A 24900-nucleotide genomic window follows, 5' to 3' on the forward strand; every position below is an offset into this window, starting at 1 on the left:
AGGGCATGGGTGAGCTCCGCGGCCAGGGGCAGCGGTGCGGCCAGGAGGTCGAGCTCCCCGAGCGCGGCGAGCTCGTCCCAGAGGTCCGCCTCGGCCCGGTCGACCTCCCCGGCCCGCTCGGCGACGCGGGCGAGCACGGGCTCCGTCGCCGCGGGCGCGACGGCGAGGCCGAGCCCGTCACGGGTCGCGGGCTCCGTCCCGGCCACAGGCTCGGGGGCACGCTCGGAGGTGGCGGTCATCAGGCGCCGGTGGTGTCGAGCTCGATCGCGCCGAGCGCCCAGATGCGGTCGATGGGGGTGGAGACCGCCTCACGGGCGCGCACCACGGCGGCCTCGTCGGGAGCGTCGTAGAAGCAGAGGCACTTGGCGGTGTCCTCGCGCACGTAGGTGCGCAGGAAGCTGGTCTCGGGGACCTCTGCGTACTTCGGGGCGTTGGCCTTCTTGCGGGCGAGGTACTGGTCCATCGTGATCTCGGCGGGGATGTCCCACTCCACCAGGTAGCCGGCACCGCGGCGCAGGGCCTTGATCTCGTCGAGCTCGGCGCCGACCAGCCGCACCTCGTCGGGACCGTGGACGGCTCCGGCGACCTCGCGCGGCTCGGCGACGACCGTCCCGGCCCCTTCGGCGTCGTCCGCCTCGAGGATCGTGAACAGGCGGGAATGGTCCGCGGCGACCTGGGACTCGATCAGCTCCGCCGGGGCCGTGTCGCCCGCGCGGCGCGCAGGGCGTCGAGCACGGCCTGGTCGCCCTCGCGAGTGGTGGCGGCGGGCTCGATCTCGAGGAGGAAGAGCGACATGGTGCACCTTTCGTCGTCCGCTCCGACGCCCTGACGGGTCGAAGCATTGCTTATGGCATCCATCAGCATCGCACAGGGTGGGGCGCCCTGTCGTCCCCGTGCCCGCAGGCGTCCCGCTCCGCGGCGAGCGGGGGCGGCAGGTAGCCTCGCGGCCATGTGCGCGCTCCGACCCGCCGGCTCGACCGCTCCCGATCCCGCGCCGGACCCGGCCTCCGGCTTCACGATCGACGCCCCGACCCTGGCCGACGTCCCGGGCCTCGCCCGGGTCCACGTGCGCGGCTGGGAGGTCGCCTACGGGCACGCCCTCTCGGGCGAGGAGTGGTTCGGCGAGCCCGCGATCGCGCGGCGCCTCGAGCACTGGACCCGCTGGCTGACCCCGGGCACGCCGCAGGCCGACGAGGGCATCTTCCGGGTGGGCCGCGACGGGGACGGCATCCCCGTCGGCCTCGCCGCCTCCTGGCCGCCCCGCGATCCGCGACCGGTGCGGGACCGGAAGCTGTCGGTGCTCTACGTCGCGCCGGAGTGGCACGGTACGGGCATGGCGCGCGCGCTGGTCACAGCGCTGATCGGCGAGGAGCCGGCGAGCCTGTGGGTCGCCGAGGACAACCCCCGCGCACAGCGCTTCTACGCGAAGCTCGGCTTCGCGCCCGACGGGGCCCGGCACGTGGATCCGCGATGGCCGGCACTGCCGGACATCCGCATGGTGCGCTGAGTCCAGGTCGCAGAGCCCGGGCCCGGCGCTCGATCACGGCACGGGCCTGCCGGTCGGCGCGCCGGTCCGCGCCCGGTGCCCGCGCGGCAGGCCCCGCGTTCAGCCCCCGAGCACGACGAAGTCCGCGGTGAGGGCGCGGCGGCGCTCGGACAGCGTGATGCCGAGCCCCGGCCGGTCCGGGACCAGCATCCGGCCCTCGCGCGTCTCCAGCCGCTCCTCGAACAGCGGATCGAGCCAGTCGACCATCTCGACACCGTCGAGTCGCGCGAGTACCCGCGGGTCATGCCTCGCGTCGGCCGGCGCCTGCCCGCCGTGCACCCCGCGCTCGGCCGCGCGATCCTCGCCGAGAGCCCCGCGCACGAGGCGGAGATCCTCGCCGCCCTGCGCGCGGCGCGGGACCGCATCGCGAAGTCCGCGCCGGCCCCAGCCCGAGCCGTCGACCCGCGGTCCATGCCGCGGTTCGTCCCTCCGGCCTCGCTCCTCCTCTCCGCCGGGACCTCACCCCCGCGCCGCGGGTCGGACCGTGCCCGCTCGAAGATCCTCCCCCGGGTGGACGGCGCCGCCCGCCCGGGCGGACGCGTCCGCCGCACCCGTCGACGGATCGTAGAGGCATGAAGAACGCGACCATCGCCACCAGCCGCACCCGAGCCGCCTCCGACCGCCTCATCGAGTACCGCCCCCTCCCCCGCTCCTGGGGCGACGTCGACGCGCCGCACGCCGTGCGCGAGCGCCGGGCGCTCGCCGCCGCCCAGGGGCTCGACCCGAGCACGCTGGAGCTCCCGGCCCTGCTCGCCACGACGCGCGATTCGGCCGACGGCTCCGCGGTCGCTCCGCGCCGGGCCCCTGCTCACCGCGCCACGCGTCGGGGCCTGTGGGCCCGCCTGCTGGGCGGCGACGGGACCCCGCGCCAGGTCCGCAGCGGAGGCCAGCACCTCGCGGCCGCCTGAGCCGGCCGTCGACGTCGCCCTCAGCTCCCCGTGCGTCCCGACGCCATGGTCGGCGCGGGGAGGACGGGGCATGGGCCCGCGCCGTGCGACGGCCTAGGATCAGTGCCATGACCAGCGCCTCGGACCGTCTCGCCGGCGAACGACTCGACTACCTCGCCGGCTCCCTCGCGGACGCCGCCCCCGCGGACCCGCTCGCCCTGTGCGACGCCTGGTCGCAGGACGCCTTCGCCCGCCGCGACTCCCACGGCGACATCTCGGACCCGACCGCAGTGGTGCTCTCCACCGTTGCACTCGACGCCGACGGCGCACCCCGGCCGCGCTCGCGGACCGTGCCGCTGAAGGGCCTGGACGAGCACGGTGCAGTGGTCTATACGAACCTCGGCTCCGACAAGGCCCGCGAGCGCGGGCGACGCCGCGGGCCGCTCTGCTCATGCCCTGGTACCCGCTGCAGCGGCAGGTGCGTGTCGAGGGGCCCGTCGAGGAGGTCCCCGCGGCTGAGTCCGACGCCTACTGGGCCACGCGTCCGCGCGGCTCCCAGCTCGGCGCCTGGGCCTCGCACCAGTCCCGCCGGATCGACTCGCGGGAATCGCTCGAGGCGCAGTACGACGAGGTCGAGGCACGTTTCGAGGGCGCCGAGGTGCCGCGTCCGGAGTTCTGGGGCGGGTCGCGGATCCGTCCGGAGCGGATCGAGTTCTGGCAGGGCCGGGCGCACCGGGTCCACGACCGGATCGTCTACGAGCGGTCGGGCGACGACGCGGGCGCCGGTGACTGGGAGCGGCACCGCCTGCGGCCCTGAGACCGCGACCCGACGCCGGCACGGCGGCACGCGATGCCGGTGCCGCGGGCGCCGCCGCGCGATGCCGTCGCGCGCGCGCCCGCTCAGCCCCGATGGCGCAGGAACCGCTCCGGCGCCTCGAGGAAGCCGCGCCAGGTGCGGACCAGGTCGAGGTCGTCGTAGTCGGCACGGCGCGGCCCCACTCCCCAGCTCGTACAGGTCGGCATCGGGCGGCGCGGCCAGGACCGGTGAGTGGGTGGACAGCACGATCTGCGAGCCGGCGTCGGCGATGTGCGCAGCAGGTCGAGCAGGGCGAGGCGACCGCTGAGGGACAGCGCCGACTCGGGCTCGTCCAGCGACCACAGCCCGCGGATCCTCGAACGCTCCTCGACGAGCGCGAGGAAGGACTCGCCGTGGGCTGCGCTCGTGCATCATCCCGCCGACGCCGATCTCCTCGTAGTACGTGAACAGGGAGTGCATCGTCTCGGCGCGCAGGAAGAAGCCAGAGCGCGGGGCGCCGGCGCCGCGCACGAGCTGGAGATGCTCGACCAGCGGCGACTCGGTCCGACGGGTCGCATGCATCGCTCCGGTCCCGCCGCCCTCCGGATTCAGCCCGAACGCGCCGGCGAGCCCCTCCACGAGGGTGGACTTCCCGGCGCCGTTGTCGCCGGTCAGCACAGTGATCGGGCCGAGCTCGAGGCCGTCGCGGAGCACCTGGCGGATCGGGGCGAGGGTCGCCGGCCACGCCGCGTGGTCCGCGGGGGCGAGGGGGTGCTCGCGCGGCTCCCGCACCGGCAGGACCGGGGTGTCGAAGGGCGAGCGCGGGAGCCCGGGCTCGTCGAAGTCGTCGCCGAAGAGGCCGTCCATCAGCTGCTGCTCACCTCCGCTCCGCTGTCCGTGGCACTATCCGTCGGCTCGGCCGGCCGGGCCGCTCCCTCGGGGCCGTCCCGTCACACGCCGAAGGCGGGCGGGTAGGCGATCTGTCCGCGCGGCGTCGGGCGCACCGGGTCCAGGGCGAGGGCGAGGAAGGCCTCGTCGGGCACGTCGAACGGGGCGGTGACCCCGAAACCGGAGGCGGGGGTGAAGCCGAAGCGCGGGTAGTACTCGGCGTGGCCCAGCACGACGACGAGGTTCTCGCCCTGCTCGCGCGCCGCCTCGAGCGCGGCACGGATCGCGGCCGAGCCCGCGCCGCGTCGCTGCTGCGCGCGGGGCGTCGCGCAGGGGGCGAGCGCGAGCACGGGCTCCCCGCCGACGTGTGCCCTGGTCAGGAGCGCCTGCGCGACCGGTCGCGGGTCCCCGTCGGCGTGCGCGATCCAGGAGAGCCCCTCGATCCAGGCCTCCCCGTCGGCGCGGAGCGCCTCGACGAGGTCCGCCTCCTCGGGGGTGGGGAAGGCGGCGACGAGCAGTTCGCGCGGCGCCGGGGCGTCGTCGGGCCGCTCCGGGCGGGTGCGCCATGCGGCGGGGGCGTCGGGCGCCTGGGCGGAGTCGTGAGAGCTCATGCCCCCAGCATGCACCGTCGTCCGGACATCCTTCCCGAGGACCGCTACCCTCGTGCACGCCCCTCCCTCCCCCGATCCCCGCGAGGTCCTCCATACCCCAGCCACGCTCCCGCACCCCGCTCGTGCTCGGCATCATCGGCGGCGTCGCGTGCCTGGGCCTCGTCCTGGTGCTGGTGCTCGGCGGCATCGTCGGCTTCCTGGTCCTTCGCGAGGGCTCGGACCCCGGCTCCGCCACCGCCACCGAGGAGGGCCCGACGGAGGGCGCGGAGGGCCCGACCGGCTCCGGCGAGGTCGTGGCACCGCCCGGGGCGTCGGCCGACCAGCCCTATCTCGAGCTCAGCACCAGCGACGACGGCCCCGTGGTCGACGTCTACCTGGACTTCCTGTGCCCGCACTGCCAGACCTTCGACGCGGCCCAGGGGCCGGACCTGCAGGAGATGGCCGAGGCCGGGGAGATCACGCCGCGGATGCACCCCCGCCCGATGCTCGATGCAACCTCCTCCCCGGCCGGATACTCGGGCCGCGCCGCCAATGCCGCGCTCTGCGCCGCCGCGGAGGACCCCGCGAACTGGTACCCGGCGTCGGCCGCGCTGTTCGCGCAGCGCCCGGCTCCGCGGGGCTCCCCGACGAGGAGCTCATCGGCATCGTCGAGGAGGCCACGTCGGTCGACATCTCCGGCCGCCAGGCCGAGAGCACCTACCTGCCCTGGCTGGAGCAGGTCGTCGAGCCGGAGGCCCAGCAGGCCGTGCCGGGCACGCCGGCCGTGCTCATCGACGGCGACCTCACGAGCTCGGGGTCCGTGCGGAAGGCCGTCGAAGCGGCCTGAGCACCGCGCGCCCGACCGACCGCTCGGGAGCGCGCGAGCACCGCAGGAGATGTCCCCGGTCACTCCCCGCGACCCGTTGGGTGTCCCCCTGGCGACGCCCGGGCGAACACCTGAGGACAGTCCAGCTCCCGCCCTGGGTTCTCTCCAGGACCGGTCCTACCGTGGAATCATGCAGAGCGAGACCTGGCACTCCCCCGTCGGCCTCACGCACGACGCCGGGTGGGAGCTCGACGTCCGACGCACCCTTCCCGCCCCGCCCTCCGAGATCTGGCAGCGACTGCTCGCCGAGTGGCTCCCGCAGTGGCTGGGCGTCGAGTCCGTCCCTCAGATGGTCGGTGCGCCAGTGCGCCGCGGGGGCCGGGTCCACGGCCGTGTCATCGGTCGCCACGTCGGCCGCCGCGTCCGCCTGCGCTGGACCCCGGACACCCTGGACCACGAGACGGTGTTCCAAGTGACGCTCCAGGAGGTGCCGGAGTCCTTCGGCCACGCCACGACCCTCGAGATCCACCAGGAGCGCCTGCTCGGGGCCGCCGAGCGTCAGGGCCTGCTTGACCACTGGAACCTCGTCCTGGACGACGTCGTCGCCGCCCACGGGCGCGAGCTCGCCATGGGACGTCTCGACCTGCAGGGCTGAGCGCCCCCGGGTCGACCGCCGCAGGTGCGAACGCGCCGGGCGTCGGCCGCCGCGCACGGCTCGGCCCTGTCCGGTCGGCCGCCCTCGCTCTCCCGGGCCGAGGTTCCAGTCACCCTGACGAGGACGCGACCAGCCCCGCCCGCCCTCGCTCTCCCGGGCCGAGGCCCCGCCGGTCACCTCTTCTCTTCCACCTCGTGCCCGATCGCACCCTCGCCGTCGGGGATCGCGGAGTGCTCGCGCGAGACCTCGATGCGCGCGACGTCGATGTCGACGCCGCCGGAGATGCCGGAGACCGTCCCGTCGAAGCGCAGGCGCCACACGGCCCAGTCGCCCTGCTTCGGGCGGTCGCCCGCCGAGAACAGCCAGTCGGGGCGGGAGTCCGTGACCGGCGACCCGTAGTGGTCGCGCCACTCCGAGGAGGAGTAGATCAACAGACGACGGCCCCAGGCCTCCTCGACGATCGCCGTGAACGCGTCGACCTCGGCCTGCGCGTCGACCGCGCCGGGCCGCTCCTCGCAGGCGCCGTCGAACTCGAGGTCGAGAGCGGGCGGCGCGCCGAGTCGTCGGGCGGGGCCGCGGCGAGGAAGTCCTGGGCCTGGTCCGCGCCGGAGGAGCAGAGCGTGAAGTAGTGGTAGGCGCCGGGCACCACCCCGGCCGCCTGCGCGCCGTCCCAGTTCTCCTGGAAGCGGGAGTCGACGAAGCCCGCGCCCTCGGTCGCCTTGATGTACGCGAAGCCGTACCCGTCGGAGGCGACCGCGGCCCAGTCGATCTCCTCCTGATGGGCGGAGACGTCGATGCCCATCACCTCGTCGGGCGCGAGCGTCGTCTTCGAGGGGAGGTTCTCGAGCGCGGCGGCGTCGGTCGAGGTCGCGGCGACCTCCATCGCCGCGTCGTCGGCGGTGAAGGGCGCCGGATTGCTCTTGGCCGCCTCCTGCCCGCCCCCGCCGAGGCCGCGGATCACCGAGACGGAGCATCCGCCGATGACCAGCACGAGCAGCAGCGCGAGGGAGCCCGCGACGATCTGACGTCGGCGGACCTGCTCAGGCGTGAATCGTGGCACGCACCGGACGCTACCGGAGCAGGCCAGGCCGTCGCGGGAGACGTGCCGGGCGGGAGCGGAGGAAGGACAACGCTTCCCGGCTCCCGGCGGGGTCAGCACGCGAGCCGCGTCAGCACGCGAGCCGCGTCGGCGTCCGTGCCGGGTCAATGTGCGAAGCGCGCCGGCACGCGAGCCGCGTCAGCACGCGAACCGGGTCAGCGCGCGAACAGCTCCGCGAAGGCGCGCAGGAGCCGCGGCGGCTGGTCGGCTTCGACGTGCCGCGACTCGGTGAAGATCTCCTCCATCTCGTCGGGCGAGAAGTAGCCGTGGTCGCGATAGGCGCGGGCCCGTTCGATGATCGAGGGGACGTCCAGCTCGGGGTGGAACTGGGTGGCGTACTGCCTGGTACCGACGCGGAACATCTGCACCGGTGCGGTGCGTCCCCTCGCGAGCGCGGTGGCGTGCGGGGGCAGGATGTGCACTGCCTCCTTGTGGCCGACGAGCCCGAGGAAGGTGTCCTCCAGCGCGCGGCGCGGACCAGCGGGTCCTCGCGGCCGGCCTCGGTGAGGGTGACCTCGACGGCGCCGAGCGGCTCGCCGTGGGTGCGGTCGATCAGCGCGCCCTGGTGGGTGCCGAGGGTGCCGATGCCGTAGCAGGCGCCGAGGAAGGGGACGTCGTGGGCGATGACCTGGTCCAGGATGCGGTCGATCTCCGCCTCGGCCCGCAGCCGCGCCTCGCTCTTGGAGTCGACGGGGTCGGAGACGGTGAAGGGGCCGCCGCACAGGATGATGCCGGAGACGTCGTCCATCGCGAGGTCCGGGAAGGGGTCACGGTCCAAGCGCGCCCAGAGCAGGTCCTGCTCCTGAAGGCCGGTGAAGTCGAGCACGGCGGCGCGCTCGGTGGCGGCGACGTCGTCCTCGGGACGGGTGGCGATCTGCACGAACGGTTTCACCAGCGCATCGTATCGACTGGTGCGTGATGCTCCTGGCCGTCGGGGCAGGCCCTTGCATCGCCGGTGATGGACGGCTCCGCGGACGTGGCGCAGGACCGTGCCGCGGCATGTCGGCGCGCTGCGGTCCTGTCGGCGCGCACTGCTGTCCTGTCGGCGCGCACCGCGGTCCCGACGGTCGGGCCGGCCTCTCCCGTAGTCTGCGGGGCGTCGACGACGCTCATCGAGGAGATCCCGTGACCGCTTCCCCTGCTCGTGGCCTCGCGCTGACTCCCGCGGCCGTCGAACGGCCCGCCGTGCTGTGCGCCGAGCAGGTGCTCTCTTCGTGAGCTCACCGGTCGCGCTGGTCGCGGGACATCCGCTCCCGGAGGGGTTGCGGGCGGCGCAGGACCCGGCGCTGTGCGCGTGGCTCGCCCGCCTTCCCGCGCTGGTCGACGAGGTGCTGGAGCGCTGGGAGCTGACGGCGCCGCCGCCCTTCCGACCGGGCGGTTCGAGCGCCTGGGTCGCGCCGGTGCGCACCGCCGACGGGGCCGAGCAGGTGCTGAAGGTGGCGTGGGCGCACGAGGAGTCCCGCGACGAGGCCGCCGGGATGCGAGCCTGGCAGGGCCGTGGGGTCGCGGCACTGTTCCGCAGCGAACGACGCGGCGACACGGCGGCGTTGCTGATGGAGCGTGTACAGCCCGGGGTGCCCCTCGCGAGTCGCCTGACCTGGCCCGAGCGGGACGAGGTGACCGCGGCGGTCTTTGCGCCGGTCGCGCGTCCCGGTCGAGGAGCCGCTCTCCGGGGACGACGATCTGGCACCTGACTGCGACGCGCCGACGGCGGAATCCGGCGTCCCGTGCGCGGACCCGAGTGCGACGGCACCGAGCCCGAGGACTCCGGCACCTCACTCCGGCGACCCGACGCTCTCCTCGTTCCGGCCACTCGCCGACATGTGCGCGTGGTGGGCCGACAGCGCCGCCCAGCGGCACGCCGTCTCCGCCCCGTCGCTCCTGCCGTCGGGGCTCGTCGAGCATGGCCTCGGACTGCTCCGCGAGCGCCCCGGGAGTGGGACGGGGAGCGGGTCCTGCTGGTCACGGACCTGAACCCGGGCAACATCCTCACCCATGACGGCCAGGACGGGTGGTCGCTGATCGACCCGAAGCCGTACGTCGGCGATCCGCATTACGACGTGCTGCGCAGCACATGCTCAACGATCAGGAGCGTCTCGTGGCCGGTCCGGGGGCGTTCGCGGATCGTATGGCTGATCTCGCGGGGCTGGACCGTCGGCGGACCCGGCGGTGGTCGCTGGCCCGCTGCGTGCAGGAGGCGGCGCAGTTCGACGGGGCGGCGTCGGCCGCGCTCCGGCTCGCGGCCGACGGGGTCGAGTGACCGCTGCGGTTCGCTGATCCTCGACGTGGTCCGTCGTGGGAGCCGCACGGGCCTTTCCTCAGGTCCCGCACCGGGCCCGCCTTCACGTGCCGCCGTTGTCGGACCACCTGCCGGGCACGCAGTCGGATCCGGTCCGGTCGCCGAGCCGTCAGTCGCTCCCGGTGCCCCGGCCTACCCTCAGCTCCCACCGTCGTCGGATCCGTTGCTCGATCCGTCTCCGGGGCCGCGGTCGGGCCCGCCCTCAGGGCCAGCCGCGGATCCGTCGTGTCCCGCCGCTGACGCGTCGTCTGCTCCCGGCGCCCTGGCCCGGTCTGTCGGGCCCAGCAGCGGCGGCGTCGGCCCGGTCTCCCGCACCGCACCGGAGTGTCCGGTCCAGCGCACCCGGTGCCCGGGCAGGGCGGGGTTCTCGACCCGTTCGACGCGGGCGGCGAGCCGCTCCTTCTTGTTGCAGTGGGCGCAGGCGCCCTGTCCGTTGTCGAGGCTGGTGGGTCCGCCGCGGGAGACGGGGACGATGTGGTCGTACTGACGGATCGCGGCGTTGCAGAACGGTCCGCGGCAGGTGGTGTCGCGCCGACTGAGGAAGCGTCGCATCGAGGGCGGGAAGGGCCGCGAGGCGGAGTCCATCGCGATGAGCTCGTCGGCCGTGGGGTGGGCGTAGAGGCGTCGCAGCGTCGCCCGCACGGCCTCGCCGTCGGGCCCGAAGGGATCGCGCTCCCCCTCAGCGGGCGGGGTCGTGCAGGCCAGGAGTCGCTCGCGCACCGCCTCGGCCGGCACCGCGCCGTAGCCCTCGAGATGGGCGACGTCGCCCGCATCGGGACGGAACAGGGCACGGTCGGTGATGATCACGCCGACCTCGAGCGTGACGGGCGGCGGCGCCCCCTCGCCGGGGCGGAGCACCGTGTCGACCAGGACGTCCGCCATCACCGCGGAGTGGCCGCTGCGGTCCCCGGCGGCGCGGCGACGCTCCGCCTCGCGGCTGAGGTGGCGGTGGATCTGCTGGGCGTCGAGCGCGGTGAGCCGCGCCGTGAGGGTCGCCATCCCGTGCTGACCAGGAGTCACCGTGACGTGACGGTCGCTGCGCGCCCGCCGGTGGCGGAGCGTTGAGCCTTCGGGGTCGACGTCCCCGGCGACGGTCGCGACCGCGTCCCGCCACCTGCGAGTGCCGGCGCCGTCGAGGTCGGGCGACCGCTCGCCGAGGATCCGGTCGACCTCGCGGGCGAGGTCCGGGTCCAGCACGGCCGAGGCGCCCGCGACGGCGTAGGCGGAGTCCACGGCGATCTGGCCCGCGGCCAGCGCCGACATGATCCGCGGGAGGGTCTCGACGAGGCGGCGGGCGGAGGCGAGGGTGCGGCCGGCCATGTGCGGGGAGCGGCGGGTGATCAGGGAGATGTCGGTGACGGTGGAGCCGTCGGCCTCCTGCTCGATGCGACTGCGCGAGGGGATGGCGGCGTCCTCGTGGGCGGCGCCGGCCCGCGCCTGCTCCCAGCGTTCGCGGCGCGTGGTGTCCTGCGGCGCGACCAATGCGCGGGCCTCGAGGGAGTCGAGCGCCCCGCGGGAGGCCTGGATCGCGCCGAGCAGGTCGGAGAACTCGCGACGGGGCCTGCCTTCGGTCGTGAACAGCTCGGCGGGGTCGCCGGCGAGCCCCTGGAGGAGGAACGCCAGGTCTCCGAGGTGCTGGGCGAGGCCGACGGGGTCGGTGCGGCGCGGCGCGGCGAGGGCCCCCTCGGGGGTGTCCTCCCCGAGGAACCCGGGAACCACGGTGCGCTCGTCATGCCTCCATGCTTCCGGCGCCCGCGGCAGATCACCAGGCAGAGAGGGGAAATGGGGACGGCGGGGCAGTGTGGAGGAACGGTCGGGGTCGGGCACCGCCCAGCCGCGGCACCCACAATGGAGAGCATGACGACTCTCGCAGACTTCACCGCCACCACCCTCTCCGGCACCGAGCAGGACCTCTCCGAGCACCTCGGCTCCGTCGTGCTCGTGGTCAACACCGCCAGCAAGTGCGGACTCACTCCGCAGTACGAGGGCCTGCAGGCCCTCCACGAGCGCTTCGGCGACCGCGGCCTCACCGTGCTCGGCTTCCCCTGCGACCAGTTCAACAACCAGGAGCCCGGCACCGACGACGAGATCTCCGAGTTCTGCCAGGTCAACTACGGCGTCACCTTCCCGATGTTCTCGAAGATCGAGGTCAACGGCGAGGGCGCGCACCCGCTGTACCAGTGGCTGACCGGCGAGCACGAGCTCGAGGGCGGGCTGAAGATTCCCGCCGGGGACATCGAGTGGAACTTCGGCAAGTTCCTGCTGGACCGCGACGGGCAGGTCTTCGCGCCGCTGGTCGCCGCAGACCACTCCCGAGGAGATCGCGGACGACATCGAGGCCGCGCTCGGCGCCTGAGCGGCCGACGGCCGGCCGGGGTGCCGGGCCCGAGGGCTCCGGGCGCGACGGCTCCGGGCGCGACGGCTCGGAGCGCGATGACGTCGGGTGCGGACCCCACGGTCGCGCCCCGAGGCCGTCGGCCCGGCGCCGCCGGGCTCACCCGGGCAGCGACCACCCGTCGGCGACGACGGCGTCCCGGTCCCCGGGCCGATCGGTGTCCACGAGCACCTGACGCCGGTCCAGCACCCGCGGCCTCCCCACCCACGCGCCGAGCCCGCGGGTGGAGCCGTCGGTGGTCAGGGCGAGCCGCACCTGCACCTCGCCCGAGAGCGGACCCGACGCGTCCACCAGCGGGAACGTCCCCGTCCATGCCACGCGTCGGCCCCAGCCGGTGATCGTCCCGTCGGGGATCTCGACCGGCTCCTGGTGGCGGGCGGTGAGTCGGCCCGGCAGGGGCTTCCAGCTCTCTCCCCCGTCGGCCGATACCTCGAGGACCAGCAGGTCGTAGGCGGTCTCGAGGTGCGCGAACAGCTCCACCTCGAGCACGGGCTCACGGCCGGGCAGGTCCGCGGAGATCTCCAGGGTCGCCGTGGCGGCGTCACGGTCCCCGGCGCGCCAGCCGGACCGCACGCTCTCGGGGACGATCCCGAGCGCATGGGCCACGCAGGTGGAGACCTCGCGACGGGTGACCGAGGTGGTGGACCACTCGCGGGTGGGGTGCACCGAGTTCGTCAGCGACACCACGACGGTCTCCGTGAGCGGGTCGATGACCAGCGAGGTGCCGGTGAATCCGGTGTGCACGCCGCTGTACGGGCTGGTCAGGCCGGCGTGATAGAACCAGGCCTCGAGCTCCGGGCCGAGACCGCGCCGCGCGCCGCCCACCCCGGTGATCTCGGCGATGCGGTCGGTGAACATCGACTCGACGGTGTCGGGCTGGAGGATGCGAGCGCCGCCGTAGATCCCGCCGTGCAGGAACATCTGCGCGAACACGGCGAGGTCGCGGGCGGTGGAGAACACCCCGGCGTGCCCGGCGACGCCGCCGAGGGAGTAGGCGTTCTCGTCGTGGACGTGCCCGTGGACGAGCCGGCCGTAGTGCTCCACGTACTCGGTCGCGGCGATGCGAGCCTTCAGCTCCGCGGGCGGGTTGTACATCGTCTCGTCCATGCCGAGCGGGCCGGTGATGTGCTCGCGCACGTACGCATCGAGGCTCTGCCCGGAGAGCTTCTCGACGATGAGCCCGAGCGTGATCAGGCCCAGGTCGGAGTAGACGTACTTCGTGCCGGGCGGGGTGCTCGGCGCGACGGTGAGCACCGCGTCGATCCTCGAGGGGATGTCCGGGAAGGCGGAGTAGAGGTTGATGAAGGCGGGCAGTCCGCCGACGTGGGTGAGCAGGTGCTGGACCGTGACCTCACCTTTCCCGTTCTCGGCGAAGCGCGGGAGGTGGTCGGCGACGCGGTCCTCGAGCGCGAGCAGTCCCGCCTCGACGTCGCGCATGACGGCGGTGGCGGTGAAGATCTTCGAGATCGAGGCGAGGTCGTAGATCGTGTCCGTCCGGGCGGGGATCCGCTCGGCCTCGGGCGACTCGGTGCTCGCGTCCTGCCAGCGCGCGCGTACCCGTCGGCGTGCTCGTAGGCGATGCCGCGCTGCGAGGCGATCAGGAGCGTGGCGCCGGAGAAGCGGGGCGGGTCGTTGTCGAGGCCGGCGCGGAGGATGCCGGGCGGCTGGGCGAGCACGTCGGCGTCCAGGCCGACGTCGGCGGGCTCGACGTCCTCGAGCGTCTTCGAGGAGCCGCGCCGGTTCCAGGGGTGGGGGTGGGGTCCGCCGGGCCGCCAGCCGGGGGCGGAGGCGGCGGCCTGCTTCTCGGGGCGCTCCTTGCGCGGCGCGGGATCGCCCATGGCGTGCGCGGCGGCGGGGAGGCCGACGGCTCCGGCGCAGGCCGCGAGGGCTCCCGCTGCGAGGCCGGTGCGCCGGGTGAGGCCGGGCTGGTCGGTGCCGGGCTGGTCGGGGCGGGGCCGATCGTCGCGGGGCTGGTCGGTGCCGGGCTGGTCCATGGGGCTCCTTCGCATCGGGTCCGTCGCGCGGCCGGGGGCGTCCTCGATGACGCCGCACCTCCGTCTCCGCTGGTCGGACCGGGAGGCACACAGGCTCCGCTCCCCCTGGTCGGGAGCCTCGCGCACCGCCCACCAACCTATCCCCGGCCCCTTCCTATGGCAACCGTCACAGGACGGGCTGGGGCGGCCGCGGGCATGGGGGCGGTGGGGCAGGTCAGCGACCGCCGACGCGGCCAGCGCCCCGTCGAGCCGCCCGCACCTCGCGCAGGCCGAGCACCAGCAGGACGATCGAGGCCGCCCTCAGCCCCGCCACCACCAGGACCCCGACGACGTCGAGGAGCCGGGCGACGAGCGCGAGACCGTCGGGGAGCGTGTCGAGGTCACCGGAGACGTCGATGCCGAAGAGCAGGCCGAGCAGGACCGGGGCGATGGCGAGCACCCCGCCGATCCAGAGTCGGTCGCCGCGACGGGCGCGCACGATCACGACGATCGACAGCACCAGCGCCGCGACCCAGAGCGCCAGGTTCCCGAGCGAAGCAGGAGCACCATGACGGCCACCACCGCGGAGCGACCGCCGGGTTCGGTCAGCGACCCGGTCCACGTCACGAGAGGCAGTCCCGCCCCGAACAGCTCCAGGAGCAGGCCGACGAGGCCGCTGAGCACCATCACAGCCATCACCGCGATCAGGGCGTACGCCGTGCGGACCGGTGGCACGGAGGGTGCGGGCGGGACGGGTGAGCGCGGCGGCCACGACCCGCCGTCGGCCGGAGGCACGGGAGCGGGACCGCCCGGGTTCTGCCCGCCCGCTCCCGGCCCGTAGGCCCGGTGCCCTTGGGCTCCCGGACCGACCGGTCCCGGCCAGCCCGATCCCGGCCCGTGGGCGCCCGGGTCCCCGACTCCCGGCCAGGGAGCTCCCGACCCGTATGCCCCGGGGCCTTCGCCGTTCGTGCTCGGATCCATCGTCATCTCCCCCGCCCCCGGCTCCCGGTCACCGCACCCTCAGCTCCTCTCCAGCGCGAGCACCGGCACGCAGGCGGGGCTGAAGCCGAGCACCTGCCCGTAGAAGGACAGCGACGCCTCGATCGCCGTCACGATCGTCTCCGCCTTCCGGAATCCGTGCCGCTCCCCCTCGAACAGGAGATAGGCGTGCGGGATGCCCTTGGCGGCGAGCGCGTCGCGGAACGCCTCGGACTGGCTGGGCGGGACGATCCGGTCCTCGTCACCCTGGAGCAGCAGCACCGGCACCTCGAGCTCGTCGACGTGGCTGAGCGGGGCGCGCTCGACGTACAGATCGCGCCGCTCGGGATAGGGGCCGACGAGCCCGTCGATGTAGCGGGACTCGAAGTCGTGGGTGTCCAGGCGGAACTGCTCCAGCTCGGCGACGCCGAAGCTGGAGACCCCGGCGGCGAAGGCGTCCGTGCGGGTCAGGCACGCCAGCGTGGTCCAGCCGCCGGCGCCGCCTCCCTCGATCGCGAGCCGCTTGCCGTCGGCGATCCCCTCGGCGACCAGGTGCTCCATCACCGCGACGGTGTCCTGCACGTCGACCACGCCCCACTGGCCCTTGAGCCGGTCGCGGTAGGCGCGGCCGTAGCCGCTGGAGCCTCCGTAGTTCACGACCACCACGCCGAGCCCGCGGGAGGTGTAGTAGGCGACCGGCGGCGAGAGCACCGGCGGGACGTGCGCGGTGGGACCGCCGTGGACCTGCGCGATGAACGGCGGCGGCTCGCCCTCGCGCCCGGCGAGGCCCTCCTGGCGGGGGCGGTGCACGATCGCGTGGACCACTCCGCCGTCCGCCAGCGGCACCTCGATGCTCTCCGCCTCCGGCAGGAGGCCGGGGTCCGGGGCGTCGTCGCGGGAGGAGCGCAGCAGGGTGAGCGGGGAGAGGGAGGGTACGGCCGACGGCGGGGCACCCGACTCGGCGGCCGACGGCGCGCCACCGGTCGAGGCGGCCGCGGGCGCGGCGTCGGACGGGTCGGCCGGCGGATCGGCCTCCGCGCTCCCTTCCTCGAGCCGCGGCTCGGCGAGGTGGATCGCGCCGAACGCCGTCGGGGAGGCGCCGGCGAGGACGAGCGACCCGTCCTCGCGGCGCCGCATGCCGCCGACCTCGGTGAGCGGGCAGTCCAGCGGGGCGAGCTCGCCGGTGCTGATCCGCAGCACGGACAGCGAGGTCGCGGCGCGGCCGTGCTGGACGAGGGCCCGGTCGGCGTCGAGCACCTGGTACCAGGTGGTGCCGAGCGCCCACATGGGCCCGGCGAACTCCTCCTCGCGCTCGAGGACCTGACGGGCGCCGTCGGCCGACGACCAGGTCCAGGGGTTCCACCAGCCGGTGACGTCGGAGAGGAACAGGAGGCGCTCGTCGTCGAGCCATTCGGGCTGGAGCACCGAGACGTCGGTGCCGCCGGCGATGATCTCGCCCTCCCCGGCGCGCGCCGCCGATCAGCGGAGCGACGTGCGGCTCGGTGCCGTCCCAGGGCATCTGCGGGTGCTCCCAGCTGATCCAGGCCAGGCGCGTGCCGTCGGGGCTGAGGCGCGGGTGGGCGACGAAGCGGGAGGCGGGGGTGATGCGGCGCAGGGCGGCAGGATCCTCTGCGGCGGAGCCGTCCAGCGGCACGGCGACGATGCTGCGCTCGATGTGCGGGGCGCCGTCGGCGTCGGTGCGCGGACCCTCCTCGCCGCCTGTGTGGTCCTCGCACACCCACCACACCTCGGTCGTGCCGTCCGCGAGGGTGACGACGGTGGGGTCCGCCCAGCGCATCGAGGGTCCGTGCGCGGAGGCGACCTCGGGGCCGACGGGGGTGAGCGGGCGGGGCCGCTGCCCCTCGCGCGCGCGTAGGCGCGCTGGTCGGCGAAGTTCACGAAGACGACCAGCGGCCCCTGCCCGTCCAGGCCCGGCGCGGAGACGACGCTCCAGCTCGACCCGCCGTACTCGTGCACGCGCGAGCGGGCGTTGAAGGGGGCGGGCAGGACGGTGACGCGGTCGGTCGGGCCGGTCGCAGCGGGCTGTCCCTCGGCACCCTCGGCCGGCGGGAGCGCGACGGGACCCGCGGTGCGGACGATCGCCTGGCGGCCGCCCTCGGTCGCGATCCCCTCGCTCCACCACACCTCCCGGCCGACGAGGCGCGGCGAGCCCAGGCGGGTGCCGCCGGTCGCGAGGAGGTCGGCGGTCAGGGGCGAGGGCCAGGAGCCGTACGGGAGAGTCGTCACCATGAGACCAGCCTATGCAGGCGAACGGTCCCGGGAGGTCGAGTCGTGCGTCCGGATCCAGCGGCCGGATCATGGACTCGTCCCTCCCGCGGAGAGCAGACAGGGTCGGGCGCGACGGTCATGGGCCCATCCTCCGCCGGTCGATTCTCTGCACGTCGCCGGAGCGGGCCCTGTCCTGCCGAGGCGGCAGGACACGGCTCCGCGTCTCCCTCACCACGTACCGCGCAAAGACCCGCGGCGCGTCCTCGAGCGAGAGGCCCTCGTCGCGCGCGGCGGTCGCCAGATGGCGCGCCGCCTGCGCGACGGCCGAGGAGACCGGGGCCGCCTCGTCGCTGACCCGAGTGCCCGAGCCCACCCGGGTCACCAGGAAGCCGTCCGCCTCCAGCGAGCGGTAGGCCTTCGCCACGGTTCCAGGGGCGACGGCGAGGTCGGCGGCGAGTCGCCGGACCGAGGGCAGGCGCTCGCCCCGGCCCAGCCGACCCATGGTGATCAGGCCGCTGATCTGATCGTGGATCTGCCGGGCGGGGCTCCCGTCCTCGTGGCTCAGGGCGAGGATCACGACGGGACCGCGCGCGTCGCGAGCGGGAGAGGGACGGCGCGGGCACGGCGGTCAGGGCCGTGAACACCCACAGCGCACAGCCCGCGCAGGCGGCCACCGCCCCGAGCACGTCGAGCGCGCCCGAGAGGGCGGCGAACGGCGTGCTGATCGAGAACTGCCCACGATCCCCGCCGGAGAAGGTGCCGGAGAGCCGCGAGGTGTTCGCCAGCGAGGTCAGGATCGTGCCGAGGTGCGCAGCGGCGCCCCGAGCGCGACCCGCGCGACGTTCGCGCGCGCGGCCGGCGGTTCGCCGCGTCGGCAGGCTCCGCCTCGGCCAGCGGCGGGCGCGCGATCCCGGACAGGGCCCACCAGGTGGCCGCGCCCAGCGGCACCAGCAACACCAGCGGGAGGGCGGAGTGATGCCATCCGTAGATGCCCGTGCCGAGCGTGCCCGAGCCGACGTCGACCACGTAACGGGTGTACTCGCCGTCCTCGTCCGGCCGGGAGGCCATGCCCGCGGCGAGCGTGGGCACGAGCACGAGCACGGGGGCGATGACGAGAGCGGCGAGCCAGCGGGCGTCGAGGAAGGTGCGCCAGGTCCGCGGCGCGAGGGATGCCCCTGTGGACGGCGCGCGATGCGGGCGGGCGGCGCCCAGCGCGACCAGGGCCACCAGCCCGAGCACCAGCGGCGGCGCGTAGCGGGCCCCGAAGACGGCCGACCAGACCTCCCGGGGCGCCTCGACCCACAGCGGCATCGCCCCGAGCACGGAGTAGGCCGCCAGGAGCACCACGGCCCCTCCGGTCGCCGCCGCCGTCACGGCACGACCTGCCTCCAGCGCAGGGAGCCCGCGACGGCGCACCGCCCATGCGAGCGCACCGAGCACGATCCCGGCCAGGTGTCGCCAGAGCAAAGCATCCACAACATCGTCCAGGTCATGCCAAACCTCCGCGGTGTACCAGCTAGTTGACACACACCGTATCAGTCTCGTGGTACACCTGGGGGCATCGCCCAGGCCGTTGCCCCTGCGGCCTGCTCGCTCAGCGCTCCTCGCTGTGCGGCTCCTGCTCCCCCTCGCCCGGCGCCCGGGCGAGGTCCTGCGGGGCGGTGCGCGGGTCCACGGGCGAGCCGGAGAGGTAGGCGGCGCGCGCCAGCACGTTCGAGGCGATGGAGGAGACGATGATCAGCGCCAGCACGGTGAGCGGCGTCTTCACCAGCACGACGGGGTCCAGCCCGCTGGTGCGGGTGTCTTCGCAGGAAGGCGCCGATCACGATCATCGGCAGACCCAGGCCGGTGGCCGGGGAGAGCACGTTGATGCGGCTGAACGAATCACGGGCGTGGAACATCGACAGCGCGGCGGTGAGCATCCAGAACGCGCCGCCGATCAGCAAGACGCCGATCAGCACGGTGAGGGCGAGGTCGAGCACGGGGTTCATCGGCGCCCCTTCGTGAGGATGCGGGCCAGGGCCACGGTGGCGAGGATCCCCAGCACGGACGCGATCAGCGCGGCGTCCACCGCCGCGGCGGAGGAGTTCACCAGGCCGATCAGCACCAGCACCCCGATGCCGGAGAAGAACACCAGATCGCCCACCACGGCGCGGCTCGCCGGATCCGGGGCGGTGGCCACCCGGAAGAGGCCCACCAGGATCGCGGCGCCCAGCGGCACCACGGCGGTCCACAGGATGATGGTCATCGCTCGTCCTCCTCCTGCTCGCGGGACTGCTCGTGCGAGGACCCGCCCGGCCCGGCGTGCCCGCCGGGACCCGTGCGGTGGCCCGCGGCGCGGATCCGACGCACGGCGCGCCCGTCCGCGAAGCGCTCGTCGACCGCACTGCGCGACCGGCGCGGGAGCGCGCCGCCTCGGCCCCGCCCGGCCCGCGGGAGGCGCGCAGCAGGCGCCGCTCCATCTCGCGCAGGTCCTCGACCACCTGCTCGCGCGACGCGGCGAACAGCACGTGCACGAACAGGCTCGGGCCCTCCTCGAGGGTGCCGTGGGCGGTGCCCACCACCAGCGTGCCCGGGGTGATCGTGATCGAGGAGGCCATCGCGATGATCTCCAGGTCCGTGGTGGCCCGCGGCGGGTACTCCACGATCGCGGGCGAGCCGCGGGTGCGCGGGCTGTACACCCCGGCGGCCACCGCGAAGGAGCCCTTCACGATCTCGCCGATCATCCACAGCACGTAGGTGAACGTGTACCAGGCGCGCATCAGCCGATCACCGCCTCGACGTAGGCCTCGACATCCAGCAGGTCCGTGGCGGCCACGTCGATGCTGGGCGCGACACGGCGCCGATCCCCGCGAACAGCGCCATCGACAGCGCGATCATGGCCGCGCCCGGGGCCAGCGACCGCCGCGGCACCCGCACCTCGTCGGGCGGCGGTCGCTCCTCGCCGCGGCCCGTGGTCGGATCGTCCGGCCGGTAGGTGGTCATGTCCTCACCCCAGGCCAATCTGCGCCACACCCGCCGCAGGCCCAGCAGGGAGCCCACGGAGGCGACCACCACCGCACACAGCGCCGCCCAGCCCAGCACGGCGTCCCCGCCGGTGATCTGCTGGGAGGGGGCCTGCAGCAGGCCCACCTTGCCCCACAGGCCGGAGGTGGGCGGCAGGCCCACCAGGCTGAACATGCCCAGCGCCATCACGGCCATCACCCACGGCTCACGCCGGGCCAGGCCGCTGAGGCGGTCCAGGCGGCCCGAGCCGTAGGTGTGCTCGAGCGCGCCGGTGGTGAGCAAGCAGGGAGGACATCGAGATCACGTGGTGGACCAGGTAGAGGATGCCCGCGGTCACGGAGAGCTGGGTGAGCAAGACCAGGCCCAGCAGGATGTGGCCCACGCCGGTGACCATCTGATGGCCCATCGCGGTGCGCACCCGGGTGGCCGCGGCGGTGGAGAACGCTCCCACCAGGATCGTGGCCAGCACCAGCACCGCGAACACGGTGAGGAACGGGAGCTCGTCGCCGAAGGCGACCGCGACGATGCGGTAGATCGCGTACAGCGCCACCTTGGTGTGCAGGGCGGAGAACAGCGCCATGATCCCGGCCGACGTCGCGGGGTAGGCGCGCGGCGACCAGGAGTGCACCGGCACCATGCCGCCCTTGACGGCCAGGGCCAGCAAGCACCACGGCCAGGGCCGCGGCGGTGACCGGGTTCTCGCCGCCGGCACCGGCCAGCGCGGCGAGGTTCACGGTGCCGGCGGTGCCGTACACGAACCCCACGCCGATCAGCGGCACCGTCGAGGTGAGCAGGTTGACCAGCACGAACAGTCGGCCGATGCCGAGGCGACGCCAGGTGCCCGTCAGCGCGATCAGCGCGTAGGAGGGCATCAGCATCACCTCCACCCACACGAACAGGTTGAACAGGTCGCCGGTGAGCGGCGCGCCGTTCACGCCGGCGCTCAGCAGCAGCACCAGCGGCGGCACGAAGCGGTACCGCGCTTCCCCCGTGAGCACGAGGAACACGCTGGCGGCGAGCGTGGACAGCGCCGTCACCAGCAAGCATCACGGCGCTGAGGGTGTCGGAGACGAAGGGGATCGCCAGCACGTCGGAGAAGCCGCCGACGGCGTGGGAGAGCACCGGCACGGTGCGGTGGAAGGCCAGCGACCACAGCGCGCCGAGCGCCACCAGCAGCGGGGCGCCCAGCATCACCGCGACCTCCACGGGGCGGCGACGCACCACCACCAGCGCGGCGGCGCCCAGCAGGGGCACCACCACGAACAGCGGCGAAGAGGGCGGGGTTCACGGCGGGGATCATCAGTCGTGGGTCTCCCCGGTGTCGGGATGGGCGGTCATGTCGTCGTCCCGGCCGATCACCGCGAGGGTGAGCATGAAGATCGTGACCGCCATCGTGATCACGATCGCGGTGAGCACGAACGCCTGGGGCGACGGATCGGCCATCTCGGCGCGGGAGGAGAGGTCGGTGAGCGGCTCGGCCCGCCAGCCGGGCACGCCGGTGGCCAGCAGGGCGAAGTTCGCGGCGTGGCTGATCAGGGTCATCCCGAACACGGCGCGCACCATGCCGCGCCGCAGCAAAGCAGGTACACACCGCCGGTCACGAGCACGGCCACGGTCAGGGCGAGGATCATCGGCGTCCGGCCTCCCTCGGCTTCGTTCCGGCGGTCAGGTGCGCGGTGCCGACGCCGACCGGGCGGCGCCGCGCGGGCTCGCCGCGGGTGGTGTCCAGCGGGCCGGGCGGCTCGCCCTCCACCGCCTCGTCGGTGCGCTCACGGGTGCCCTCGCCGGACTTCTCACCCGTGGTGGCGCCGGCCCCCAGCAGGTTCACGGCCACCATCACCAGGCCCAGCACCGCCAGGTACACGCCCAGGTCGAAGATCATCGAGGTGGAGACGTGCTGGCCCAGCAGGTAGCCGTGCAGCGGCTCGAGGAAGCCGTCGTGGAGGAAGCCCAGCACGCCGGAGCCGAGCGCGACCAGCACGCCGCCGCCGATCAGCAGCAGCGGCAGGCGCGGCGGGCCGATCTGTCGGTCCCGGGAGGTGGACAGGTACAGCGGCGCCACGATCGCGGAGCCCACCAGGGCGGCGATGAAGCCGCCGCCGGGGGCGTTGTGGCCGCGCAGGAACAGCATCAGCGACAGCGGCGCGAGGACCGGGCCCACCACGCGCACCATCAGCCGCAGCGCGGCGGCGTTGCCCCAGGCGGAGGAGATGGCCCGGTGCGCGGAGGTGCCCTCCTCGCGCAGGTGCGGGGCCTCGACCTGCTCGTCGGGGCGGGCGGGGTCGATGAACATGTGACGCACGCTGGAGAGCACGGCCACGATCGCCACGCCCGCCATGCCCAGCACGGAGAGCTCGCCGAGCGTGTCCAGCGCACGGAACTCCACCAGGATCACATTGACGATGTTGTGGCCGCCGGTGATCTCCTCGGCGTGGTCGATGTAGTACTCGGCGACCTCGCTGCGGCCGCGCCGGCCCATGAACAGGAACACGCCGGCGCCGGCGCCGAGGCCCACCGCGATCGCGACCAGCGCCGCGCCCGCCCGGCGGGAGCGGCGCGGGGCGCTGTCCCGCTCCGGGGCCTCGAAGCGCCGCGGCGGCCGCTGCAAGCACCAGCATGATCACGATGATCGTCAGCGACTCCACCAGCGGCTGGGTGAGGGCGACGTCCGGGGCGCCCAACGCCAGGATCTGCGCGGTGGCGAGGATGCCGACGGCGGAGAGCGCCACCGCCGCACCCAGCCGATCCCGCCGCGTGCACACCACGATTACGGCGACGGTGACCAGCACCAGCAGGATCACGTCGATGCCGCGGTTCATGCCCTGCTGCAGCGGGGCGAGGTCCCCCCACAGCACAGCGAGGGAGCCCAGCATCACCGCGGCGAAGGCCAGCAGGATCGCGCCCAGGTGGCGCATCGGGTCGTCGGAGGCGATGGGGCGCACCAGCCACGCGGCGACGCGCTCGGCAAGGCGGTCCACCGCCGTGAGCACGCGGGCGCCGTCCACGGGGAAGGGCCGCGCCTCCAGGGCGGGCGAAGACCCGCTCCCGCGCCAGCGCGATCAGGGTGCCCAGCGCGATGATGGCGGCGGTGAGGCCCAGCTCCGGGGTGATCCCGTGCCAGAAGGCCAGGTGGGGGTGGAACTCGCCGCCGAGGGCGGCGTCCATCGCGCGGCCGACGGGGGTGTCCAGCACCCCCACCACCAGCGCGAGCGGCAGGCCCACCAGGATCGGCGCGCGCGGCCGGGCCCAGGAACAGCAGGCCGGGGGCGTGGGCGTCCTCGGCGCGCACCAGCGCGCCGGTGGCGTCGTGCGCGTCGGGGGCCGAGGGCACCCGCTCCCCGTCCACGCGGGCCAGGAGCTCCTCGTCGCGGCCGTCCACGAAGGCGCCCAGCACGATCTTCGCGCAGTAGGCGAAGGTCAGCACGCTGGCGCCGGCGATGCCGAGCGCCACCGCCCAGGGAGCCCAGGCAGGGCCGCCGGTCTCGAGCGCGCCGGTGAGCAGCGACTCCTTGGAGACGAAGCCGAGCATCGGCGGCAGGCCCGCCATCGACATGCGACCCAGCACGGTCACCGCGAAGGAGCCGGGCATCGTGCGCCACAGCGCCGGCATGCGACGCGCTCGCGGGTGTGCACGGCGTGGTCCACCACGCCCACCATCATGAACAGCCCGGACTTGAACAGGGCGTGCGCGATGGTGTGGAGCACGGCGGCGAGGATCGCGTACTCGGTGCCCACGCCGATGAGGGCGACGATGAGCCCCAGCTGGCTCACCGTCGAATAGGCCATCAGCTTCTTCAGATCGCCCTGTTGCAGGGCCAGGACGCCGCCCACGAAGGCGGTGACGATCCCCGCCACGATCAGCAAGACGTTCCAGGCGGGGACGTCGTGGAAGGCGGGGCTGAAGCGCAGCAGCAGGAAGATGCCGGCCTTCACCACGGCGGCGGCGTGCAGGTAGGCGGAGACCGGCGTGATCGCGGCCATCGCATCCGGCGACCACACGTGGAACGGGAACTGGGCGGACTTCGTGCACGCCGCGAGCGCGACGAGGAGGGCGACCAGCGTGGTGAACGCCGGGTCCTGCGCCAGATCTCATCGGCCAGGACCTCGCTGAGGGAGGTGGTGCCCAGGCGCGAGACCATCAGCGTGACGGCGCTGAGCAGGGCCAGGCCACCCAGGAAGGTGATCAGCAGGGTGCGCATCGAGGCGGCCTGCCCAGCCGCGCCGGAGCGGGCGATCAGCAGGAACGACGCGATCGAGGTGAGCTCCCAGGCGATGAACAGCAGCACCAGGTCGTCGGCGAGCACCAGGGTCACCATCGACAGGGTGAACAGCGCCATCACCAGGGAGAAGCTGAGATTGCGGCCCACTGGGAGGTATCGCGCCGAGTAGGCGAGCACCACCGCGCCGATCACCAGCGCGATCATCGAGAAGACGATGCCGATCCCGTCGGCCCGCGGCGCGAGCTCCACGCCCCACTGCGGCGCCCACGGGACGGCGAAGGTGGTGGCCGGGTCACCGGCCCCGCCCGCCATCACGGCGGCGGCGGCGGGCAGCAGCGCCGCGGCGGCGGCCAGGTAGAGGGCGGCGAGAACCCAGCAGGCCGCGCGGCCCATCAGCCGGTCCAGCACCGGGGTGACGGCGACGGTCGCGGCGAGGAGCAAGAGGGTCCACAGCACTGACACCGTCAGCACCCCGGACGTGCGTGGGCGGCGGCGTCACGGCGGGTCATGGCG

26 protein-coding genes and 9 pseudogenes are annotated in these 24900 nt (G+C 74.3%); 8 read left to right on the forward strand and 27 right to left on the reverse strand.

Annotated elements, in window-relative coordinates:
• Positions 1-238: 238 nt before the first annotated feature.
• Positions 239-802 carry a DUF4242 domain-containing protein gene (locus WKH84_RS12605; protein ID WP_341853899.1) on the reverse strand — a complete coding sequence of 188 codons (564 nt, stop codon included), beginning with the start codon at positions 800-802 and terminating at the stop codon, positions 239-241.
• Positions 803-949: 147 nt separating this feature from the next.
• On the opposite strand from WKH84_RS12605, the gene WKH84_RS12610 reads away from it, so the two are divergent.
• Positions 950-1507, forward strand: coding sequence for a GNAT family N-acetyltransferase (locus WKH84_RS12610; protein ID WP_341853900.1), 558 nt, complete (start codon positions 950-952; stop codon positions 1505-1507).
• Positions 1508-1606: 99 nt separating this feature from the next.
• Here the strand turns inward: WKH84_RS12610 and WKH84_RS12615 are convergent.
• A pseudogene (locus WKH84_RS12615) lies at positions 1607-1759 on the reverse strand (mandelate racemase/muconate lactonizing enzyme family protein); the annotation flags it as partial.
• Between the two features lie 30 nt (positions 1760-1789).
• On the opposite strand from WKH84_RS12615, the gene WKH84_RS12620 reads away from it, so the two are divergent.
• The 3 genes from WKH84_RS12620 (at position 1790) to WKH84_RS12630 (ending at position 3250) form a co-directional block, all read left to right on the forward strand.
• On the forward strand, positions 1790-2122 hold the full coding sequence (locus WKH84_RS12620) for a hypothetical protein (protein WP_341857025.1): 333 nt from the start codon (positions 1790-1792) through the stop codon (positions 2120-2122).
• Positions 2119-2454: a hypothetical protein gene (locus WKH84_RS12625; RefSeq protein WP_341853901.1), complete on the forward strand. Its 336-nt coding sequence runs from the start codon at positions 2119-2121 to the stop codon at positions 2452-2454. The genes WKH84_RS12620 and WKH84_RS12625 overlap by 4 nt, the downstream gene beginning before the upstream one ends.
• Positions 2455-2884: 430 nt before the next feature.
• On the forward strand, positions 2885-3250 hold the full coding sequence (locus WKH84_RS12630; protein ID WP_341853902.1) for a pyridoxal 5'-phosphate synthase: 366 nt from the start codon (positions 2885-2887) through the stop codon (positions 3248-3250).
• 83 nt (positions 3251-3333) lie between these two features.
• On the opposite strand, the gene WKH84_RS12635 is transcribed toward WKH84_RS12630, so the two are convergent.
• On the reverse strand, positions 3334-3456 hold the full coding sequence (locus WKH84_RS12635) for a hypothetical protein (RefSeq protein WP_341853903.1): 123 nt from the start codon (positions 3454-3456) through the stop codon (positions 3334-3336).
• A 723-nt stretch (positions 3457-4179) separates the two neighbouring features.
• Positions 4180-4728, reverse strand: coding sequence for an N-acetyltransferase (locus WKH84_RS12640; protein WP_341853904.1), 549 nt, complete (start codon positions 4726-4728; stop codon positions 4180-4182).
• A gap of 122 nt (positions 4729-4850) precedes the next feature.
• Here WKH84_RS12640 and WKH84_RS12645 point away from each other — a divergent pair, with 122 nt between their 5' ends.
• Complete coding sequence (locus WKH84_RS12645; RefSeq protein WP_341853905.1) at positions 4851-6188, forward strand: thioredoxin domain-containing protein; 1338 nt, start codon at positions 4851-4853, stop codon at positions 6186-6188.
• Between the two features lie 173 nt (positions 6189-6361).
• Here the strand turns inward: WKH84_RS12645 and WKH84_RS12650 are convergent, their stop codons facing one another.
• From WKH84_RS12650 to WKH84_RS12660, 3 genes and pseudogenes are all read right to left on the reverse strand, one after another.
• Entirely contained in the window at positions 6362-6619 is a 258-nt protein-coding gene (locus WKH84_RS12650) for a hypothetical protein (RefSeq protein WP_341853906.1), read from the reverse strand.
• Positions 6616-7248 carry a GH25 family lysozyme gene (locus WKH84_RS12655; protein WP_341853907.1) on the reverse strand — a complete coding sequence of 211 codons (633 nt, stop codon included), beginning with the start codon at positions 7246-7248 and terminating at the stop codon, positions 6616-6618. The genes WKH84_RS12650 and WKH84_RS12655 overlap by 4 nt, the downstream gene beginning before the upstream one ends.
• Before the next feature lie 194 nt (positions 7249-7442).
• A pseudogene (locus tag WKH84_RS12660) lies at positions 7443-8179 on the reverse strand (glutamine amidotransferase).
• A 322-nt stretch (positions 8180-8501) separates the two neighbouring features.
• On the opposite strand from WKH84_RS12660, the gene WKH84_RS12665 reads away from it, so the two are divergent.
• Both WKH84_RS12665 and WKH84_RS12670 read left to right on the forward strand, forming a co-directional pair.
• The gene (locus WKH84_RS12665) at positions 8502-8981 is read left to right on the forward strand and encodes an aminoglycoside phosphotransferase family protein (protein WP_341853908.1); all 480 of its coding nucleotides are present in this window, start codon (positions 8502-8504) and stop codon (positions 8979-8981) included.
• A gap of 434 nt (positions 8982-9415) precedes the next feature.
• Positions 9416-9547 (forward strand): hypothetical protein, encoded by a 132-nt coding sequence (locus WKH84_RS12670; RefSeq protein ID WP_341853909.1) that lies wholly within the window; start codon positions 9416-9418, stop codon positions 9545-9547.
• Positions 9548-9724: 177 nt separating this feature from the next.
• Here WKH84_RS12670 and WKH84_RS12675 read toward each other — a convergent pair whose 3' ends face one another.
• Positions 9725-11305 carry a DUF222 domain-containing protein gene (locus WKH84_RS12675; RefSeq protein ID WP_341853910.1) on the reverse strand — a complete coding sequence of 527 codons (1581 nt, stop codon included), beginning with the start codon at positions 11303-11305 and terminating at the stop codon, positions 9725-9727.
• Positions 11306-11443: 138 nt separating this feature from the next.
• Here WKH84_RS12675 and WKH84_RS12680 point away from each other — a divergent pair.
• A pseudogene (locus WKH84_RS12680) lies at positions 11444-11942 on the forward strand (glutathione peroxidase).
• A gap of 138 nt (positions 11943-12080) precedes the next feature.
• Here WKH84_RS12680 and WKH84_RS12685 read toward each other — a convergent pair.
• The 19 genes and pseudogenes from WKH84_RS12685 to WKH84_RS12775 form a co-directional block, all read right to left on the reverse strand.
• Positions 12081-14108, reverse strand: coding sequence for a serine hydrolase domain-containing protein (locus WKH84_RS12685; protein ID WP_341853911.1), 2028 nt, complete (start codon positions 14106-14108; stop codon positions 12081-12083).
• An 81-nt stretch (positions 14109-14189) separates the two neighbouring features.
• On the reverse strand, positions 14190-14474 hold the full coding sequence (locus WKH84_RS12690) for a hypothetical protein (protein WP_341853912.1): 285 nt from the start codon (positions 14472-14474) through the stop codon (positions 14190-14192).
• Positions 14456-14653, reverse strand: coding sequence for a hypothetical protein (locus WKH84_RS12695; protein ID WP_341853913.1), 198 nt, complete (start codon positions 14651-14653; stop codon positions 14456-14458). The genes WKH84_RS12690 and WKH84_RS12695 overlap by 19 nt, the downstream gene beginning before the upstream one ends.
• 321 nt (positions 14654-14974) lie before the next feature.
• Positions 14975-17182, reverse strand: a pseudogene (locus WKH84_RS12700) (prolyl oligopeptidase family serine peptidase).
• 115 nt (positions 17183-17297) lie between these two features.
• On the reverse strand, positions 17298-17738 hold the full coding sequence (locus WKH84_RS12705) for a GntR family transcriptional regulator (RefSeq protein ID WP_341853914.1): 441 nt from the start codon (positions 17736-17738) through the stop codon (positions 17298-17300).
• Positions 17735-18628: a hypothetical protein gene (locus tag WKH84_RS12710; RefSeq protein ID WP_341853915.1), complete on the reverse strand. Its 894-nt coding sequence runs from the start codon at positions 18626-18628 to the stop codon at positions 17735-17737. The genes WKH84_RS12705 and WKH84_RS12710 overlap by 4 nt, the downstream gene beginning before the upstream one ends.
• Before the next feature lie 68 nt (positions 18629-18696).
• The gene (locus WKH84_RS12715; protein WP_341856888.1) at positions 18697-19152 is read right to left on the reverse strand and encodes a monovalent cation/H(+) antiporter subunit G; all 456 of its coding nucleotides are present in this window, start codon (positions 19150-19152) and stop codon (positions 18697-18699) included.
• A complete protein-coding gene (locus WKH84_RS12720; RefSeq protein ID WP_341853916.1) occupies positions 19149-19409 on the reverse strand; it encodes a monovalent cation/H+ antiporter complex subunit F in 261 nt (86 codons plus the stop codon). The genes WKH84_RS12715 and WKH84_RS12720 overlap by 4 nt, the downstream gene beginning before the upstream one ends.
• 253 nt (positions 19410-19662) lie before the next feature.
• Positions 19663-19923: pseudogene (locus tag WKH84_RS12725) on the reverse strand (Na+/H+ antiporter subunit E); the annotation flags it as partial.
• A 7-nt stretch (positions 19924-19930) separates the two neighbouring features.
• Positions 19931-20449, reverse strand: a complete 519-nt coding sequence (locus tag WKH84_RS12730; protein ID WP_341853917.1) for a proton-conducting transporter membrane subunit — start codon at positions 20447-20449, stop codon at positions 19931-19933.
• Complete coding sequence (locus WKH84_RS12735) at positions 20373-20831, reverse strand: proton-conducting transporter membrane subunit (RefSeq protein ID WP_341853918.1); 459 nt, start codon at positions 20829-20831, stop codon at positions 20373-20375. The genes WKH84_RS12730 and WKH84_RS12735 overlap by 77 nt, the downstream gene beginning before the upstream one ends.
• A 103-nt stretch (positions 20832-20934) precedes the next feature.
• Positions 20935-21045, reverse strand: a pseudogene (locus tag WKH84_RS12740) (hypothetical protein); the annotation flags it as partial.
• 155 nt (positions 21046-21200) lie between these two features.
• Positions 21201-21467, reverse strand: a complete 267-nt coding sequence (locus WKH84_RS12745; protein ID WP_341853919.1) for a hypothetical protein — start codon at positions 21465-21467, stop codon at positions 21201-21203.
• Positions 21467-21798: pseudogene (locus WKH84_RS12750) on the reverse strand (cation:proton antiporter subunit C). Before WKH84_RS12750 ends, WKH84_RS12745 begins: the two are co-directional and overlap by 1 nt.
• Positions 21795-22775, reverse strand: coding sequence for a hydrogen gas-evolving membrane-bound hydrogenase subunit E (gene mbhE / locus WKH84_RS12755; RefSeq protein WP_341853920.1), 981 nt, complete (start codon positions 22773-22775; stop codon positions 21795-21797). The pseudogene WKH84_RS12750 and the gene mbhE overlap by 4 nt, the downstream one beginning before the upstream one ends.
• 55 nt (positions 22776-22830) lie before the next feature.
• Positions 22831-23082, reverse strand: a pseudogene (locus WKH84_RS12760) (hypothetical protein); the annotation flags it as partial.
• Positions 23040-23756 carry a hypothetical protein gene (locus WKH84_RS12765; protein WP_341853921.1) on the reverse strand — a complete coding sequence of 239 codons (717 nt, stop codon included), beginning with the start codon at positions 23754-23756 and terminating at the stop codon, positions 23040-23042. The gene WKH84_RS12765 and the pseudogene WKH84_RS12760, both read right to left, overlap by 43 nt.
• Positions 23735-24253, reverse strand: coding sequence for a proton-conducting transporter membrane subunit (locus WKH84_RS12770; RefSeq protein ID WP_341856889.1), 519 nt, complete (start codon positions 24251-24253; stop codon positions 23735-23737). Before WKH84_RS12770 ends, WKH84_RS12765 begins: the two co-directional genes overlap by 22 nt.
• 71 nt (positions 24254-24324) lie before the next feature.
• Positions 24325-24780: pseudogene (locus WKH84_RS12775) on the reverse strand (proton-conducting transporter membrane subunit); the annotation flags it as partial.
• Between the last annotated feature and the right edge of the window lie 120 nt (positions 24781-24900).

Source organism: Brachybacterium sp. GPGPB12, from assembly GCF_038396325.1.
Lineage (GTDB): Bacteria > Actinomycetota > Actinomycetes > Actinomycetales > Dermabacteraceae > Brachybacterium > Brachybacterium conglomeratum.

Bases quoted from the DNA above. Each gene is read 5' to 3' on its own strand.
- WKH84_RS12610 (WP_341853900.1), top strand. From the start codon at position 950: ATGTGCGCGCTCCGACCCGCCGGCTCGACCGCTCCCGATCCCGCGCCG.
- WKH84_RS12620 (WP_341857025.1), top strand. From the start codon at position 1,790: ATGCCTCGCGTCGGCCGGCGCCTGCCCGCCGTGCACCCCGCGCTCGGC.
- WKH84_RS12625 (WP_341853901.1), top strand. From the start codon at position 2,119: ATGAAGAACGCGACCATCGCCACCAGCCGCACCCGAGCCGCCTCCGAC.
- WKH84_RS12630 (WP_341853902.1), top strand. From the start codon at position 2,885: ATGCCCTGGTACCCGCTGCAGCGGCAGGTGCGTGTCGAGGGGCCCGTC.
- WKH84_RS12635 (WP_341853903.1), bottom strand. From the start codon at position 3,456: ATGCCGACCTGTACGAGCTGGGGAGTGGGGCCGCGCCGTGCCGACTAC.
- WKH84_RS12640 (WP_341853904.1), bottom strand. From the start codon at position 4,728: ATGAGCTCTCACGACTCCGCCCAGGCGCCCGACGCCCCCGCCGCATGG.
- WKH84_RS12670 (WP_341853909.1), top strand. From the start codon at position 9,416: ATGGCTGATCTCGCGGGGCTGGACCGTCGGCGGACCCGGCGGTGGTCG.
- WKH84_RS12715 (WP_341856888.1), bottom strand. From the start codon at position 19,152: ATGAACCCCGTGCTCGACCTCGCCCTCACCGTGCTGATCGGCGTCTTG.
- WKH84_RS12720 (WP_341853916.1), bottom strand. From the start codon at position 19,409: ATGACCATCATCCTGTGGACCGCCGTGGTGCCGCTGGGCGCCGCGATC.
- WKH84_RS12745 (WP_341853919.1), bottom strand. From the start codon at position 21,467: ATGATCCCCGCCGTGAACCCCGCCCTCTTCGCCGCTGTTCGTGGTGGT.
- WKH84_RS12765 (WP_341853921.1), bottom strand. From the start codon at position 23,756: ATGCCCGGCTCCTTCGCGGTGACCGTGCTGGGTCGCATGTCGATGGCG.